Genomic DNA, 15,507 nt, shown 5'->3' with positions numbered 1-15,507 from the left:
GGTGCCGACGGTTGATCGCTGTGAGTGGGGAGGGTTTTTGGGGGGGGGGGGGGGGGGGTTTTTTCACGTGAAACACGACGCCCCCACCATGTGTAGACGGGAACGCGCGCCCTACAGAGCAAGTCCGCGCCACCCCTCCGGGTCCACCCCGCCCGGCACGGGAGCCCCCGCCTCGTACGGCTCGCGCGTGAAGAAGAACGAGCCGAGATCGAGATGGCTCACCGATCCGTCGGGCCGCCGCACCGCCCGCAGGATCTCCCCCGCGAAGTAGCCGTCGAGCCCGGTCCAGCTGCCGTCGCCGTTCGGCCGGAAGCGCGAACCGCGGCCTCCGCCCGTGAGGGGCGACAACTCGACCGCTCCGTCGGCGACGGGCCGCAGCGCGAAGGTGCTCGTCCCCCAGTACCAGGGGCCGGCGAGCTCCAGCAGGGCCTTGTCCAGCTCAGGAAGCGGCCGCCAAGCCTCGGGGATCCGGGGCTCGGCCTCGGCGACGATCAGCAACAGCTCGACGGCCAACGTCGTCACTGCGGGGCCGGAGGTGCAGTTGGTCAGCGTGACCGCCACCAGACCGTCCTCCTCGCTCGCCCACAGCCCGGCCATGAAGCCCGGCAGCGAGCCCCCGTGCCCGACCAGGGTGCGCCCGTCCACCCGGATCACCTGCGTGCCGAACCCGTACGTCGAGTTCAGGTCCCCCGGCGGCGTGGGCGCTGCCGGGGTCCTCATCTCCCGTACCGAATCGGCGGACAGGACCCGGTCGTCGCCCGCCAGGAGGAAGGCGGCGAAGCGCGCCAGATCCGCCGTCGTGGACCACAGCTGTCCGGCCGGCGCCATGAGGCCCAGGTCCTCGGTGGGTTCGGGCATCATCACGTCCGCCCACGGATGGACGGCCCAGCCACCAGCGTGCGGCGCCTGCGGCTGCGCGCTCGTGCGGTCCAGGCCCAGCGGCTCCAGGATCTCGCGGCGCAGCACCGCTTCCCACGTATCGCCCCGCAGGGTCTCGATCAGCGAACCGAGCAAGGTGTAACCGGGGTTGGAGTAATGAAACCGGCGGCCGGTGGGGTGCTTGAAGGGGTGCTCACCGAGTACGTCCCCGAGCTCGGGGCGCTGCGACGCCGGCGTACGCTCCCACCACTCGCCGGGGGTCTCGGCCGCCAATCCGCCCGTGTGCGCGAGGAGTTCCGCGATGGTGACGTCGCCCGCGGCCGTGCCGGGAAGGTACTTCTCCAGGGGATCGGAGAGGTCGAGGGCGCCCTCGTCGCGCAGCCGCATCACCAGTACGGCGGTGAAGGTCTTGGTGATCGAGCCGATGCGGTACTGGACGTTCTCGTCCGGGGCGTGCCCCTCGACGCAGGTACGCCCCTCGGTCCACACCAACTCGCCGTCCCGGAGAACCGAGGCGACGAGTGACGGTGCCCGCCCCTCCGCCTGAGCGGTGGCGACGCGGTGCAGCAGGGCGCGACGGGTGGAGGGCAGCAACTCTTCACGGGGTGTTGTCATGGGCCTAGTCCACCTGCCGAGAGGGGCGCGCGTCGAGCGAGTTCTGCTGCTTGCGCTATCCGGGGCGCGTTGGGCGAGTCTGCTGCCCTCGGCTATCCCGAGCGCCTCGAACGAGCTCCGCTGCCCTCGGCTATCCCGAGCGCGTCGCCGTGGCCTTGAAGAACGTGTAGTGGAAGGTCCCTCCGTCGTCCGCGCTCCTGCGCAGATCGGCGATCCCGCGGTCCCAGTCGGCCTCGGTGATGAGGGCAGCGGCCAGCGCGTCGTCCCTGACGGATTCGATCATGGCGATGAAGGTGCTGCGGGTGAAGCCCTCGACCAAGCCGGGCCGGGTCCTGTCCGCGTAGACAGTGCGTGGCCGCACCCTGACGTCGTCGTATCCGGCTTGCGTGAGGAGTGGCTGCAACTGCCGCCCGACCAGGGCGTTTCCACCGCCGTCGGCCTGCAGCTGAACCTGGCAGCCGATCGCCGCGCGGGCGTAGGCGCTGTCGGGGTGGAAGAACGCCGACCCGTGGTCCCCCTCGATCACCGTGATGGTCCCGCCCGGCCGCAGCAGCCGCCGCAGCCCGGTGAGCGCCTGCCGGGTCGTCGCCAGGTGTTCCAGGACGAAGCACACGAAGATGTGGTCGAACTCCGCGTCCGCAAAAGGGAGATCGAAGAGATCGGCCCGCTGCCATCGCACCTGTGCGTCGGGCGCGTGGCCCAGGACGCGGGCGCGGGCCTTCTCCAACGAGTCCGCCGAGCGATCGACGGCCACGAAGTGCGCTCCAGGGCTGGAATCGACCAGGTGGACGGTCTGAGCGCCGACCCCGCAGCCGACCTCGAGAACCCGGCTCCCCGCGGGATACGCGGTGCCGTCGTGCAGCAGCGCGGCAAGGGTGTCCGCCTGGTCCCCCAGCCTCCGGGCCTCACGGGGCGAGTATCCGTGCACGTAGTCAAATGCTGGGCGGGCGGCGGGATTCGGAGTGGGGTCGGCTTCTGTCAGAGCAGGCTCGGGCGTGGCCGGGCCTGTGTCTGCGGCTGTCTGCATGGCTTCACCCTGCTGTCACTATGGCCCGGTGAACAGGTCCAATGACTGTGCCACCGACCGGTCCATACGCACGAAGTCACAGCCCGCCACGGGCAACCCACCACCCAGCGCCGACTTCCTCCAGCTGAACATCGGCGACGCCCCGGCAGGCGGACGTACGGACTGGCTGGCCCGGCAGCTGCGCCTCGCGATAGCGGACGGCCGCCTGCCGGTGGGCAGCAGACTCCCCGCCACCCGGGTCCTGGCGGCCGAACTCCGCGTATCCCGTGGCCTGATAACCGAGGCCTACCAGCGCCTCAGCGAGGACGGACACGTCGCCGGAAGCGGGCGGAACGGCACCGTCGTGGTCGCCGCACCGATACCGACGCGACCCGAAGCGCCCGCTGGCCCGCCTCCGCGGCCCCTACAGCCCACCCCGCACCTCCAGACCCTCCCGCACCCGAGCGCCCTGTTCACCCCCACGCCCGGCACAGACATCTTCGACACCCTGAGGGCCACCCCCGCCCGGATCGACCTGTCGCCCGGCGTACCGGACCTCGCCGCGTTCCCCCGCTCCGCATGGCTGCGCGCCGAACGCACCGTCCTGAGGAAGCTCCCCGCGTCCGCCTTCGGATACGGAGACCCGCACGGCGCCCCGGCCCTGCGCAGCGCGGTCGCCGACTGGCTGGCCCGCAACCGGGGCATCCGTGCGGACCCCGGCGGCATCGTCATCACCGCGGGCACCGCTCAGACCCTCACCCTGCTCGGCCAGGTGCTGCACCGCGAAGGGATCCGCACGGTGGCGGTGGAGGACCCCGGCTCGCTCGGCGCCCGTCAGCATCTGCGCAACTGCGGCCTCTCCACCCCACCTGCCCCTGTCGACGCCGACGGAATCCGCGTCGATGAGCTGCGTGCCACGGGCGCCCCCGCGGTCCTGCTGACTCCGGCGCACCAGTTCCCGACCGGGGTGGTCCTTGGCGGCGAGCGGCGGCGTGAACTGATGCGCTGGGCCACCGAACACGACGGGCTGATCATCGAGGACGACTACGACGCCGAGCACCGCTACGACCGCGCACCGGTTCCGGCGCTCCGCTCCCTGCTCGCCGAGCACGTCTGCTACGCGGGGAGCGTGTCCAAGCTGCTCGCTCCCGCGCTGCGCATCGGCTGGGTCCTCGCGCCGCCGAGGTACCGGGACGCGCTCGTCGCCGCCAAGCGCTTCGCCGACCTCGGCAACGCCGTACTGCCGCAGTTGGTCCTGGCCCAGCTGATGGAATCAGGCGCCCTGGAACGCCAGTTGCGCCTCCTGCGCGGACGCCACCGGCGGCGCCGGGACGCGATGATCGCCGCGATCAGCGCCCACTTGCCGGACGCCCTCGTGCACGGCGCCGCGGCGGGCCTGCACCTGACGGTCACCTTCGACGGCGGCTTCCGCGACACCGACCTGGCGGCGGCGGCCCTGACGCGCGGCGTCAAGGTCCAGCCGCTGTCCTGGCACAGCCAGCGGCCCCACCGCCCCGGCCTCGTACTCGGCTACGCCGCTCCCACCACCACCGACATCACCGAGGGCCTGGCGATCCTCGGCACCGCCTTGCGGCACATGTAGCAGAGGCGGCGAGAACGGGTCACGCGACGGCGGTCCCTTCCAGCTCGACCATCTGGCCAGGGATCGCCAGCCGTGTCACCCCGAGCATCGTCGTGGTCGGAGCCACCTTGGCGGCGCCCAACCGCGAGGCCAGCACGCCATAGTGCGGGAACAGCAGATCGACGTCGGTGGTGTAGACGTTGAGCCGGACGAGGTTCGCGAGGGACATGTCGGCCTCGCCGAGCACGGCCTCCAGATTGTCGAGGCTCAACGCCAACTGTGCGGCCATGTCACCGTCGTGCTGGGGCTTGCCCTCGCCGCTCATCGCGGTCTGTCCGGAGCAGTACAGGGTCCGCGTGTGCCCGGAGACGATCTCACCCTGGTTGAATCCCATCTCCACCGACCACGCCACCGGGTTGACTGCCGTTCGTTCCATCGCCACATCAGCTCCATTCGAATACGTACGTCGATCGGCGCGGTAACCGCCACCGATGGCGTTTCGGTGCTCATGAGCCTCCCAACAAAGCACGACACCCCTTGTCATGTATTCGATAAGGTCCTCATATGCGCGCCGACCGGCTCGTCTCACTGGTGCTGCTGTTGCGGCAGCGCGGGCAGCTGACCGCGGACACGCTGGCCCGTGAGCTCGAGGTCTCCACCCGTACGGTGCTGCGCGACATCGAGGCGCTGTCCGCGGCAGGCGTCCCGGTCTACGCCGAACGCGGCCGGCACGGCGGGTTCGCGTTGTTGCCCGGTTTCCGGACCGAGTTGACCGGCCTGAACCACGACGAGGCCGTCGCCCTGCTGACCGCCGGATCGGGCCGCGGCGAGCAGGCATTCGGCCTCGGCTCGGCGCTCGCTTCGGCCATGCTCAAGGTGGTTGACGCGCTGCCCGAAAGCCACCGGGCCACCGCGAGCGACGCGGCCCAGCGGTTTCTCGTCGAGCCGGAGACCGACCTGCTCTCACGCCGTCCGGTCACCGAGGAGGTGCCCGACACGACGATGATCGAGATCCGGCGCGCGGTGCTCGCCGGACACAAACTGCGCATCCACTACACGGCCACGGACCAGGCACCCCAGTGGCGCACGGTGGACCCGATCGGCCTGGTCACCGTGCGCGACCGTGGCTACTTGCTGGCCACGAGAGCCGGCGCGGACCGCACCTACCGGCTGTCGCGAGTGCTCGCCGCCGAGGAACTCCCCCAACCGGCACAGCGACCGAACCGGGTGGATCTGGACCGGATCTGGCAGGAACGCTGCGCGCGGTTTCTGTCGGACGGCCACATCACCGTGCTGGTACGGGTGAACCCGGCGCGTCGGGACGACCTGCTGAGCACCGCGATCACTCTCCGCGCCGCAGAACCCGACACAGACGGCTGGCTCCGCCTTGAGGTGACGTTCCAAGATGCACGACACGCCGAATGGGCGCTGTGGCAACTCAGCACGGACGCGGAAGCCTTGGCCCCGGCGTCACTACGCACCGCCCTGCGCAACCGCGCCGCCGCGATTGCTGCCCGCTACGAAGATTCCCTCTGAGAGCAAGCGACAACTACGTCTGTGCCATATCCACAAAGCGCGAGTAGTGCCCCTGGAAAGCAACCGTGATCGTCGCCGTCGGACCATTACGGTGCTTGCCCACGATGATGTCCGCCTCGCCCGCGCGCGGGGACTCCTTCTCGTACGCGTCCTCGCGGTGCAGCAGGATCACCATGTCCGCGTCCTGCTCGATCGACCCGGATTCACGCAGGTCGGAGACCTGAGGCTTCTTGTCGGTGCGCTGCTCGGGACCACGGTTCAGCTGCGAGAGCGCGATGACCGGTACCTCGAGCTCCTTGGCGAGGAGCTTCAGGTTTCGCGACATGTCCGAGACTTCCTGCTGGCGGCTCTCGGCACGCTTGGAACCACCGGACTGCATCAGCTGCAGATAGTCGATGATCACCATCTTGATGTCGGCCCGCTGCTTGAGGCGGCGGCACTTCGCGCGGATCTCCATCATCGACAGGTTCGGGGAGTCGTCGATGTAGAGCGGAGCGGCCGACACCTCGGGCATCCGGCGCGCGAGCCGCGTCCAGTCCTCGTCCGTCATCGTGCCGGAGCGCATGTGGTGCAGCGCCACGCGTGCCTCCGCGGACAGCAGGCGCATCGCGATCTCATTGCGCCCCATTTCCAGGGAGAAGATGACGCTGGGCAGGTTGTGCTTGATGGAGGCGGCCCGCGCGAAGTCGAGCGCCAGCGTGGACTTACCCATGGCGGGGCGAGCGGCGATGACGATCATCTGGCCCGGGTGCAGGCCGTTCGTCAGGGAGTCGAAGTCGGTGAAGCCCGTCGGCACACCGGTCATCTCGCCGCTGCGCGAACCGATCGCCTCGATCTCGTCGAGCGCGCCCTCCATGATGTCGCCGAGCGGCAGATAGTCCTCGCTGGTGCGCTGCTCGGTGACGGCGTAGATCTCGGCCTGGGCGCTGTTGACGATCTCGTCCACGTCGCCGTCGGCCGCGTATCCCATCTGCGTGATGCGTGTGCCCGCCTCGACGAGGCGGCGCAGGACGGCACGCTCGTGGACGATCTCCGCGTAGTACTCGGCGTTCGCCGCCGTCGGCACCGTCTGCACCAGCGTGTGCAGATACGATGCGCCGCCGACCTTGGTGATCTCGCCACGCTTGGTGAGCTCGGCCGCGGCGGTGATCGGGTCGGCCGGCTCGCCCTTCGCGTACAGGTCGAGGATCGCCGTGTAGATCGTCTCGTGCGCCGGACGGTAGAAGTCGTGGCCCTTGAGCACCTCGACGACGTCGGCGATGGCGTCCTTGGAGAGCAGCATGCCGCCGAGCACCGACTGCTCCGCGTCAAGATCCTGCGGCGGTACGCGCTCGAAAGCGGTGCCCCCACCGTCCCAGCCGCCGCTTTCACGGCCGCGGTCGTGCTGGTCGTCGCGGCTCCTGCCCCCGTCGCGGCGCTGGCGGGAGGCGGGCAGACGGTCACTGGGACCGCTGTCGGCCCAGGGGTCGTCCAACGGCTCGGAAATACTCACCGGGCCACCTCCTCCCGTCCGCCGCGCGGACCTAGCCGTGCCCCTCTTTCTTACGGCACGACACTGACAAATGGGCGGCCCAACTCCGGTTCTGGCGCGTCGGATTTACGGGCTTTCCGAGGCCGGATCACTAGGGGGGCGTCGCACCACGGTAGGCCCGCGGCCACCGTCAGCCAATCTGGTTATCCACAGGCGGTGTGGATGACGGGCGCGTTGCTGTGGAGAACCCCGCCAAACCTGTGCACGGCCCGGTGGACAGGCCTGTGAACAAGCACTCAGCCTTCGCCACGCACACACGCTGACCTGCGGCTTTCCCATCCACCGGCTGTGCAGAAGAAAAACTTTCCCGCTGGGAGCAAGATCGCGACAAACAGTGCGCCGAAGTGTGTCCCAACCGAGAGCTGGTAAGGGTCACTGATGCATTGCATCTCTTACCTGTGGAAGATTAGATTGGTGCCCATGACATCGGCTTCCGCGGCGCCCAAGGCCGCCCGGCGACAGCATGACCGAGAGATCATCGCACTCGCCGTCCCCGCCTTCGGCGCACTCGTCGCCGAGCCTCTCTTCGTGATGGCCGACAGCGCCATCGTGGGCCACCTCGGCACCGCGCAACTGGCCGGTCTCGGCGTCGCCTCGGCCCTTCTCACGACCGCCGTCAGCGTCTTCGTCTTCCTCGCCTACGCGACCACAGCCGCCGTCGCACGCCGGGTGGGCGCCGGAGATCTCCAGGCCGCCATCCGCCAGGGCATGGACGGCATCTGGCTCGCCCTCCTGCTGGGCGCCGCCGTCATCGCCGTCGTCCTTCCCACCGCGCCCGCTCTGGTGGACCTCTTCGGCGCATCGGACACCGCCGCTCCGTACGCGATCACCTACCTCCGCATCTCCTCGCTCGGCATCCCCGCGATGCTCGTCGTGCTCGCCTCCACCGGTGTCCTGCGCGGACTGCAGGACACGAAGACCCCGCTGTACGTCGCGATCGGCGGCTTCGTCGCCAACGGCGTCCTCAACGTCGGCCTCGTGTACGGCGCCGGCCTGGGCATCGCCGGTTCCGCCTGGGGCACCGTCATCGCCCAGTGCGCGATGGCCGCGGTGTACCTCTTCGTCGTCGTACGCGGAGCCAGACGCCACGGCGCCTCTCTGCGACCCGACGCCGCCGGGATCAGGGCCTGCGCCCAGGCGGGTGCTCCTCTTCTTGTCCGTACGCTCTCGCTGCGGGCGATCCTCATGATCGCGACCGCGGTGGCCGCCCGCCTGGGCGACGCCGATGTGGCCGCCCACCAGATCATCCTGTCCCTGTGGAGCCTGCTGGCCTTCGCGCTCGACGCCATCGCCATCGCCGGCCAGGCGATCATCGGCCGCTATCTGGGCGCGAACGACGCCCAGGGCGCGCGTGACGTCTGCCGCCGCATGGTCCAGTGGGGCATCGCCTCAGGAGTCGCGCTCGGAGTGCTGGTCGTCCTCGCCCGGCCGCTGTTCATTCCGCTCTTCTCCAGCGACTCCGTCGTCCAGGACGCCGCCCTGCCCGCGCTGGTGGTGGTGGCCATCTCCCAGCCGATCTGCGGCATCGTCTACGTCCTCGACGGCGTCCTGATGGGAGCCGGGGACGGCCCGTATCTGGCCTGGGCGATGCTGGCCACGCTGGCGGTCTTCGCTCCGGTGGCACTCCTCGTACCGACCTTCGGCGGCGGGCTGACGGCCATCTGGGCAGCGATGACGCTGATGATGGCCGTCCGAATGGCGACCCTCTGGATGCGTACGCGCTCCGGCAACTGGATCGTCACCGGCGCCACCCGTTGAGCACGGCCCGCTGTTTCACGTGAAACAGCGCATCACGTGAAACACGACATCCGTAAAGCACGCCCGCAAAGAACGCCCGCAAAACACGTTGGGCCGCACCCCTGAGGGTGCGGCCCAACGTTTGCTTCAGCTCTGCCAAGCGCAGTGCTTAGGCGGAGACGACCTCGATGTTGACCTGAGCGGCAACCTCGGGGTGCAGACGCACGGACGTCGCGTGGGCGCCCAGCGTCTTGATCGGCGAGCCCAGCTCGACACGGCGCTTGTCGATCTTCGGACCACCGGCGGCCTCGATCGCCGAAGCGACGTCAGCCGGGGTGACGGAACCGAAGAGACGACCGGCGTCGCCGGAGCGGACGGCCAGACGGACCTTGACGCCCTCGAGCTTGGCCTTGACCTCGTTGGCCTGCTCGATGGTCGCGATCTCGTGGATCTTGCGAGCACGACGGATCTGCTCGACGTCCTTTTCGCCGCCCTTGGTCCAGCGGATCGCAAAGTTCCGCGGGATCAGGTAGTTGCGGGCGTAGCCGTCCTTGACGTCTACGACCTCGCCGGCGGCACCGAGGCCGGAGACCTCGTGGGTGAGGATGATCTTCATTTGTCGGTCACCCTTCCCTTATCGCGCGGTGGACGTGTAGGGCAGCAGCGCCATCTCACGGCTGTTCTTGACTGCCGTGGCGACGTCACGCTGGTGCTGCGTGCAGTTGCCGGTCACGCGGCGGGCACGGATCTTGCCGCGGTCGGAAATGAACTTCCGCAGCATGTTCGTGTCCTTGTAGTCCACGTACGTGACCTTGTCCTTGCAGAATGCGCAGACCTTCTTCTTAGGCTTGCGCACAGGCGGCTTCGCCATGGTGTTTCTCCTGTGTGATCAAGAAGTGTGGGAACGGCCCACCCTTGGCCCGAAGGCCTAGAAGGGGGGCTCGTCCGAGTAGCCGCCGCCAGAGCCGCCGGAGCCGCCGGAGCTTCCGCCCCAGCCACCGCCGCCGCCCTGCTGCTGGCCGCCGCCGGCCGGCGCACCGGTCGCCCAGGGGTCGTCGGCGGGAGCACCGCCGCCACCCTGCGGCTGACCGCCACCGGAGCCGCCGCCCCAGTTGCCGCCACCCTGCTGGCCGCCGCCACCGCCGCCGAACCCGCCGCCCTGGCCGCCGCGACCAGTGGTCTTGGTGACCTTGGCCGTGGCGTTCTTCAAGCTGGCGCCGACTTCCTCGACGTCCAGCTCGTAGACCGTGCGCTTGATGCCCTCACGGTCTTCGTAGGACCGCTGCTTCAACCGGCCCTGCACGACGACGCGCATGCCTCGCTGAAGCGACTCCGCGACATTCTCCGCCGCCTGACGCCAGACCGAGCAGGTGAGGAACAGGCCTTCGCCGTCCTTCCACTCATTGGTCTGCTTGTCGAAGATGCGGGGAGTGGACGCGACACGGAACTTCGCGACCGCCGCACCGGACGGGGTGAAGCGCAGCTCGGGGTCGTCGACAAGATTGCCGACGACCGTGATGACGGTCTCGCCTGCCATGGGGGAACCTCTCGGCGGGTTTGCTGCTGGCTGCTTTTGCTGCTGCTACTCGGATCCCGATTACCGCTGAGCTAGGAAGCTCAGTGGGTCTCGGGACGGAGGACCTTGGTCCGGAGGACCGACTCGTTCAGGTTCATCTGGCGGTCGAGCTCCTTGACGACCGCAGGCTCGGCCTGCAGGTCGATGACCGAGTAGATGCCCTCGGGCTTCTTCTTGATCTCGTACGAGAGACGACGACGGCCCCAGGTGTCGACCTTCTCAACCTTTCCATCGCCCTCACGGACGACGGAGAGGAAGTTCTCGATCAACGGGGAGACAGCGCGCTCCTCGAGATCGGGGTCGAGGATGACCATCACTTCGTAGTGACGCATGTGGAACCCACCTCCTTTGGACTCAGCGGCCACGGTCGTTCCGTGGCAGGAGGGTCGTGATGCGTACGCAACGGTATCGGCAGCCACTGACAATCGGGCTCCCCGATCAGTAGACCGATCGGGAGTCCCTGCCATGGCCTGGGCAGACACCGGTGCAGACGGTACAGACTACCCGCACCTAGGCTTCCGGTTGAAATCCGGCGGCGGACGGGCAGAATCTGTACACATCGGGTGTGTATGGCGCTACGATGCGCCGCCTTCCGCAGGAGGTGCCTCATGGCACAGGTATTGCGACCGAACACCGCCGGCTCTCTCTTCGCCACGGACGGCAAGGCCCATCCACTGCAGGACGCGCTGCTCGGCGTGACCCTGCTCCTGGGTGCGATCGCCTTCGTCTCCGCGATGTTCCACAACCTCCACCTGCTCAGTTCCTGGGCCGGTCTGGTGGGGATCGCCACGGGAGCGTGGGGACAGTTCGTCTCCGAGACGACGCGTGAACGCTTCGGCCTGATCCTCGGGCTCGGTGCGTCAGCGGTCGGATTCTTCCTGGGTATGGCACACGGCGGACTCTTCGGCGGGCTCTGGTAACCCGCCCTCGGCGCCCCCGCCGCCCATAAGGCGGGGGCCAAGGTTCCGTACGCCCAGACGAGGCGCTCGCGGGGCACAGTAGGCTTCGGCGCGAGAGCCGGAGCCCCTGTACCCATGGGGACACACCAGCCCGAGGAGCGCCCGGAATGAGTCTGACCCTGAGGACCATCAGTCGCGAGCAGCATCTGGCGTATATCCAGAGCCTGCCGTCGGCAAGTCATTGCCAGGTCCCGGCATGGGCGGATGTGAAGAGTGAATGGCGTTCGGAGAACCTGGGGTGGTTCGACGACCGGACCGGCGAACTCGTCGGCGCGGGCCTGGTGCTCTACCGGCAGCTGCCCAAGGTGAAGCGCTACCTCGCCTACCTGCCCGAGGGCCCGGTCATCAACTGGTACGCCCCGAACCTGGACGACTGGCTGCAGCCGATGCTCGCGCATCTGAAGCGGCAGGGCGCCTTCTCCGTGAAGATGGGCCCGCCGGTCGTCATCCGGCGCTGGGACGCTCCCGCGATCAAGTCGGGCATCCAGAACCCGGACGTGAAGCGGCTCCGGGACGTCGAGGCCTCGCACATCGAGCCGCGTGCCTTCGAAGTCTCCGACCGGCTGCGGAAGATGGGCTGGCAGCAGGGCGAGGACGGCGGCGCCGGTTTTGGTGACGTACAGCCCCGTTACGTCTTCCAGGTGCCCCTGGCCAACCGCTCCCTGGACGAGGTCCTCAAGGGCTTCAACCAGCTGTGGCGACGCAACATCAAGAAGGCCGAGAAGGCCGGCGTCGAGGTCGTCCAGGGTGGTTACGAAGACCTCGCCGAATGGCAGCGGCTCTACGAGATCACCGCGGTCCGCGACAAGTTCCGTCCCCGGCCGCTGGGTTACTTCCAGCAGATGTGGCGGACCCTCAACTCCGAGGACCCCAACCGCATGCGGCTGTACTTCGCGCGGCACAACGGCGTGAACCTCTCCGCGGCGACGATGCTCGTCGTCGGCGGCCACGTCTGGTACTCCTACGGCGCCTCGGACAACATCGGCCGCGAGGTCAGGCCCTCGAACGCGATGCAGTGGCGGATGCTCCGGGACGCCTACGCGCTCGGCGCCACCGTCTATGACCTGCGGGGCATCTCGGACTCCCTGGACGAGACGGACCACCTGTTCGGACTGATCCAGTTCAAGGTGGGCACGGGTGGAGAGGCTGTCGAGTACATCGGCGAGTGGGACTTCCCGCTCAACAAGCTGCTCCACAAGGCCCTCGACATCTACATGTCGCGCCGCTGACCGCGCCTACCCGGCACAATTCACACAGCCACACATACGTTCCATCCTCTGATACACCGCAGCCACGAGAAAGGTTCCGGGATCCGGCCATGGCGCTCACGCTCTATGTCGACACCGCGCGCTGGCGGGCACACCACAAGCACGTGCTGGAGCAGTTCCCGGGAATCGTCCCGGTCTGCAAGGGCAACGGCTACGGCTTCGGTCATGAGCGCCTCGCGGAGGAAGCGACCCGCTTCGGCTCCGACATCCTCGCCGTCGGCACCACGTACGAAGCCGCCCGGATCAAGGACTGGTTCAGCGGCGACCTGCTGGTCCTGACCCCGTTCCGGCGGGGCGAGGAGCCCGTGCCCCTGCCCGACCGCGTCATCCGCTCCGTGTCGTCCCTGGACGGCGTACACGGCCTCGTGGGCGCCCGCGTCGTCATCGAGGTCATGTCCTCGATGAAGCGGCACGGCGTCAGCGAGCAGGAGCTCTCCCAGCTGCACGCGGCCATCGAGGACGTACGGCTCGAAGGCTTCGCCATCCACCTGCCGCTCGACCGCACCGACGGCTCGGACGCCGTCGAGGAGGTCATCGGCTGGATGGACCGGCTGCGTGCCGCCCGCCTTCCCCTGCACACGATGTTCGTCAGCCACCTCAAGGCCGACGAACTCGCCCGCCTGCAGCAGCAGTTCCCCCAGACCCGCTTCCGCGCACGCATCGGTACGCATCTGTGGCTGGGGGACCACGAGGCCACCCAGTACCGCGGTGCCGTCCTGGACGTCACGCAGGTGGCCAAGGGCGACCGCTTCGGCTACCGCCAGCAGAAGGCCGCCTCCGACGGCTGGCTGGTCGTCGTCGCAGGCGGCACGTCGCACGGCGTCGGTCTGGAGGCCCCGAAGGCACTGCACGGCATGGTGCCGCGTGCCAAGGGCGTGGCCCGCGCGGGTCTCGCGACCGTCAACCGCAACCTGTCGCCGTTCGTCTGGGGCGGCAAGCAGCGCTGGTTCGCGGAGCCGCCGCACATGCAGGTCTCCATCCTCTTCGTGCCCTCGGACGCCCCCGAGCCGAAGGTGGGCGAGGAGCTGGTGGCTCATCTGCGGCACACCACCACGCAGTTCGACCGCATCGTCGACCGCTGATCACAGCCGGACCGACGACAGACTGAAGGGCCGGGAGCGACGGTTGTCGCTCCCGGCCCTTCAGTCATTTCCGGCCGCTGCGGCGGCTTGTTCGCTCAGGGTGAAATATCGGTCGGCGGAGATCCCCACCGCACGTAGGTCCCCTCGGTGGAGTGCGCCGCGTGCCGCGGCGGATGGGCCGCCTGGCCGAGGACGAAGACGTCCTTCGCGCCGTCCAGGACGCCCCCTGAGGGGTCGTCGTCGCCGGAGCGCCGCACCGGGTCCCTCTCGGGCATCAGGATGTCGCGTACGACCACGGCGCACAGGTACAGCGTCCCCAGCAGGTGCACCACGACGACGAGTTGATAGCCCTCGGTCGGCAGGCCCTTATGGGCGTCTCCGCTGGTCGTGTACGCGAGGTACAGCCAGATCCCCAGGAAGTACGCGACCTCGCACGCCTGCCAGATCAGGAAGTCACGCCAGCGCGGCCGGGCGAGCGCGGCGAGGGGGATCAGCCACAGTACGTACTGCGGCGAGTAGACCTTGTTGGTCAGGATGAACGCGGCGACCACCAGGAAGGCGAGCTGCGCGAAGCGCGGCCGGCGCGGCGCGGTCAGGCCGAGCGCGCCGATCCCCAGGCAGGCGAGGAGCATCAGCGCCGACGCCAGGGTGTTGACCGTGTCGGTGGACAGCGGTTCGTCCATGCGCTGGGAGAGGACCAGCCAGAAGGAGCCGAAGTCGACGCCTCGTTCCTGGCTGAAGGTGTAGAACTTCGCCCAGCCCTCGCGGAGGTGGAAGCCCGTCGAGTCGTGGTCGATCATCACCGGCAGGTTCACCACGAGCCAGACGCCGACCGCCGCCGCGGTCGCCGTCCAGAAGGCCCGCCAGCGCCCCGCGCGCCAGCACAGGATGAGCAGCGGGCCGAGGAGCAGTGCGGGGTAGAGCTTCGCGGCAGTCGCGAGGCCGAGGAAAATGCCCGCGGAGGCCGCCCCGCGCCGCGACCACATCAGCATCGCGGCGGCGGTCAGTGCGACCGCGAACAGGTCCCAGTTGATGGTGGCCGTCAGCGCGAAGGCGGGCGCCAGGGCGACCAGCAGGCCGTCCCAGGGGCGGCGCCGGTGGGTGCGGGCGACGCAGACGGCGATGACCGCCGTGCAGGCCATCAGCATGCCGGCGTTGACCATCCAGTAGAACTTCTCCTGGTGCTGGATGCTGCCGCTGCCCGGGGTCAGCCAGGAGGCCACTTCCATGAACACACCGGTCAGCACCGGGTATTCGAGGTACTCCATGTCGCCGGGCAGCTTGTCGAAGTAGGGCACGAGCCCGTCGGCGAAGCCGCGCCCCTGGTAGAGATGCGGGATGTCCGAGTAGCAGGCGTGCGTGTACTGCGAGCTCGCGCCCTGGAACCAGGCGCCGTCGTAACACGGCAGCTTCTGCACCATGCCAAGCGCGAACATCCCGATGGCCACGAGGGCGATGACGCGTACGGGAGTCCACCACGTCGCCGCGAACAGCACTCTGCGGCCGATGGGCCCACCGATCAGCTCGCTGCCGGCCGCCGCGACCTCATCCTCCTTGGTCGGGCGTACGGGCTCGGGCTGCTGTGCACTGGTGGGGGGCTTGTGCACGCTCGTGCGCGTCGTCTCTGCACTGGGCATGCCGCAGGCGCAGATACGGGATCGTCCCGTTCTTGCGCACCTCCGACAGACGACGCGACAGCCGGTGCGCGAGATGGATCGGGAGCGGCATCAGCTCCG

15 protein-coding genes and 1 pseudogene are annotated in these 15,507 nt (G+C 68.8%); 6 read left to right on the top strand and 10 right to left on the bottom strand.

The genetic code is table 11. The features are described from left to right. Positions 1–111: 111 nt before the first annotated feature. The gene (locus tag ACGFX9_RS33605; protein WP_393481991.1) at positions 112–1,494 is read right to left on the bottom strand and encodes a serine hydrolase domain-containing protein; all 1,383 of its coding nucleotides are present in this window, start codon (positions 1,492–1,494) and stop codon (positions 112–114) included. 130 nt (positions 1,495–1,624) lie between these two features. Further along, on the bottom strand, positions 1,625–2,521 hold the full coding sequence (locus ACGFX9_RS33600; RefSeq protein ID WP_393481988.1) for a methyltransferase domain-containing protein: 897 nt from the start codon (positions 2,519–2,521) through the stop codon (positions 1,625–1,627). Between the two features lie 28 nt (positions 2,522–2,549). Between ACGFX9_RS33600 and ACGFX9_RS33595 the strand changes: the two genes are divergently transcribed. Next, entirely contained in the window at positions 2,550–4,103 is a 1,554-nt protein-coding gene (locus ACGFX9_RS33595) for a PLP-dependent aminotransferase family protein (RefSeq protein ID WP_393481985.1), read from the top strand. A 19-nt stretch (positions 4,104–4,122) separates the two neighbouring features. On the opposite strand, the gene ACGFX9_RS33590 is transcribed toward ACGFX9_RS33595, so the two are convergent. Next, a complete protein-coding gene (locus tag ACGFX9_RS33590; RefSeq protein WP_393481982.1) occupies positions 4,123–4,518 on the bottom strand; it encodes a RidA family protein in 396 nt (131 codons plus the stop codon). A gap of 128 nt (positions 4,519–4,646) precedes the next feature. On the opposite strand from ACGFX9_RS33590, the gene ACGFX9_RS33585 reads away from it, so the two are divergent. After that, positions 4,647–5,618 carry a helix-turn-helix transcriptional regulator gene (locus ACGFX9_RS33585; protein ID WP_393481979.1) on the top strand — a complete coding sequence of 324 codons (972 nt, stop codon included), beginning with the start codon at positions 4,647–4,649 and terminating at the stop codon, positions 5,616–5,618. 13 nt (positions 5,619–5,631) lie between these two features. Here ACGFX9_RS33585 and dnaB read toward each other — a convergent pair whose 3' ends face one another. After that, a complete protein-coding gene (gene dnaB, locus ACGFX9_RS33580) occupies positions 5,632–7,110 on the bottom strand; it encodes a replicative DNA helicase (protein WP_393481975.1) in 1,479 nt (492 codons plus the stop codon). A 459-nt stretch (positions 7,111–7,569) separates the two neighbouring features. Between dnaB and ACGFX9_RS33575 the strand changes: the two genes are divergently transcribed. Continuing rightward, positions 7,570–8,907 (top strand): MATE family efflux transporter, encoded by a 1,338-nt coding sequence (locus ACGFX9_RS33575; protein ID WP_393481972.1) that lies wholly within the window; start codon positions 7,570–7,572, stop codon positions 8,905–8,907. 148 nt (positions 8,908–9,055) lie between these two features. Here the strand turns inward: ACGFX9_RS33575 and rplI are convergent, their stop codons facing one another. The 4 genes from rplI to rpsF all read right to left on the bottom strand — a co-directional run bounded on the left by rplI (position 9,056) and on the right by rpsF (position 10,794). Beyond that, positions 9,056–9,502, bottom strand: coding sequence for a 50S ribosomal protein L9 (gene rplI, locus ACGFX9_RS33570; protein WP_190082966.1), 447 nt, complete (start codon positions 9,500–9,502; stop codon positions 9,056–9,058). Positions 9,503–9,520: 18 nt separating this feature from the next. After that, complete coding sequence (gene rpsR / locus ACGFX9_RS33565; RefSeq protein ID WP_003949403.1) at positions 9,521–9,757, bottom strand: 30S ribosomal protein S18; 237 nt, start codon at positions 9,755–9,757, stop codon at positions 9,521–9,523. A 57-nt stretch (positions 9,758–9,814) separates the two neighbouring features. After that, the gene (locus tag ACGFX9_RS33560) at positions 9,815–10,423 is read right to left on the bottom strand and encodes a single-stranded DNA-binding protein (protein WP_393481969.1); all 609 of its coding nucleotides are present in this window, start codon (positions 10,421–10,423) and stop codon (positions 9,815–9,817) included. Between the two features lie 80 nt (positions 10,424–10,503). Beyond that, a complete protein-coding gene (gene rpsF / locus ACGFX9_RS33555; RefSeq protein ID WP_104787430.1) occupies positions 10,504–10,794 on the bottom strand; it encodes a 30S ribosomal protein S6 in 291 nt (96 codons plus the stop codon). A gap of 276 nt (positions 10,795–11,070) precedes the next feature. Between rpsF and ACGFX9_RS33550 the strand changes: the two genes are divergently transcribed. From ACGFX9_RS33550 to ACGFX9_RS33540, 3 genes are all read left to right on the top strand, one after another. Further along, positions 11,071–11,382: a hypothetical protein gene (locus ACGFX9_RS33550; protein ID WP_393481966.1), complete on the top strand. Its 312-nt coding sequence runs from the start codon at positions 11,071–11,073 to the stop codon at positions 11,380–11,382. 146 nt (positions 11,383–11,528) lie between these two features. After that, positions 11,529–12,650, top strand: coding sequence for a peptidoglycan bridge formation glycyltransferase FemA/FemB family protein (locus ACGFX9_RS33545; RefSeq protein WP_344518403.1), 1,122 nt, complete (start codon positions 11,529–11,531; stop codon positions 12,648–12,650). Positions 12,651–12,739: 89 nt separating this feature from the next. Continuing rightward, complete coding sequence (locus ACGFX9_RS33540; RefSeq protein ID WP_393481963.1) at positions 12,740–13,771, top strand: alanine racemase; 1,032 nt, start codon at positions 12,740–12,742, stop codon at positions 13,769–13,771. Positions 13,772–13,866: 95 nt separating this feature from the next. Here ACGFX9_RS33540 and ACGFX9_RS33535 read toward each other — a convergent pair whose 3' ends face one another. Together ACGFX9_RS33535 and ACGFX9_RS33530 are read right to left on the bottom strand one after the other, a co-directional pair. Continuing rightward, on the bottom strand, positions 13,867–15,408 hold the full coding sequence (locus ACGFX9_RS33535) for a glycosyltransferase family 87 protein (protein WP_393481960.1): 1,542 nt from the start codon (positions 15,406–15,408) through the stop codon (positions 13,867–13,869). Positions 15,409–15,415: 7 nt separating this feature from the next. Then, positions 15,416–15,507, bottom strand: a pseudogene (locus ACGFX9_RS33530) (hypothetical protein); the annotation flags it as partial.

Origin of the sequence: Streptomyces sp. NPDC048436 (assembly GCF_043200355.1) — a bacterium.
Taxonomy (GTDB): Bacteria; Actinomycetota; Actinomycetes; order Streptomycetales; family Streptomycetaceae; genus Streptomyces.
Note: the sequence above shows the minus strand (reverse complement) of the source record. Positions and strands in the feature narration are given on the sequence as shown.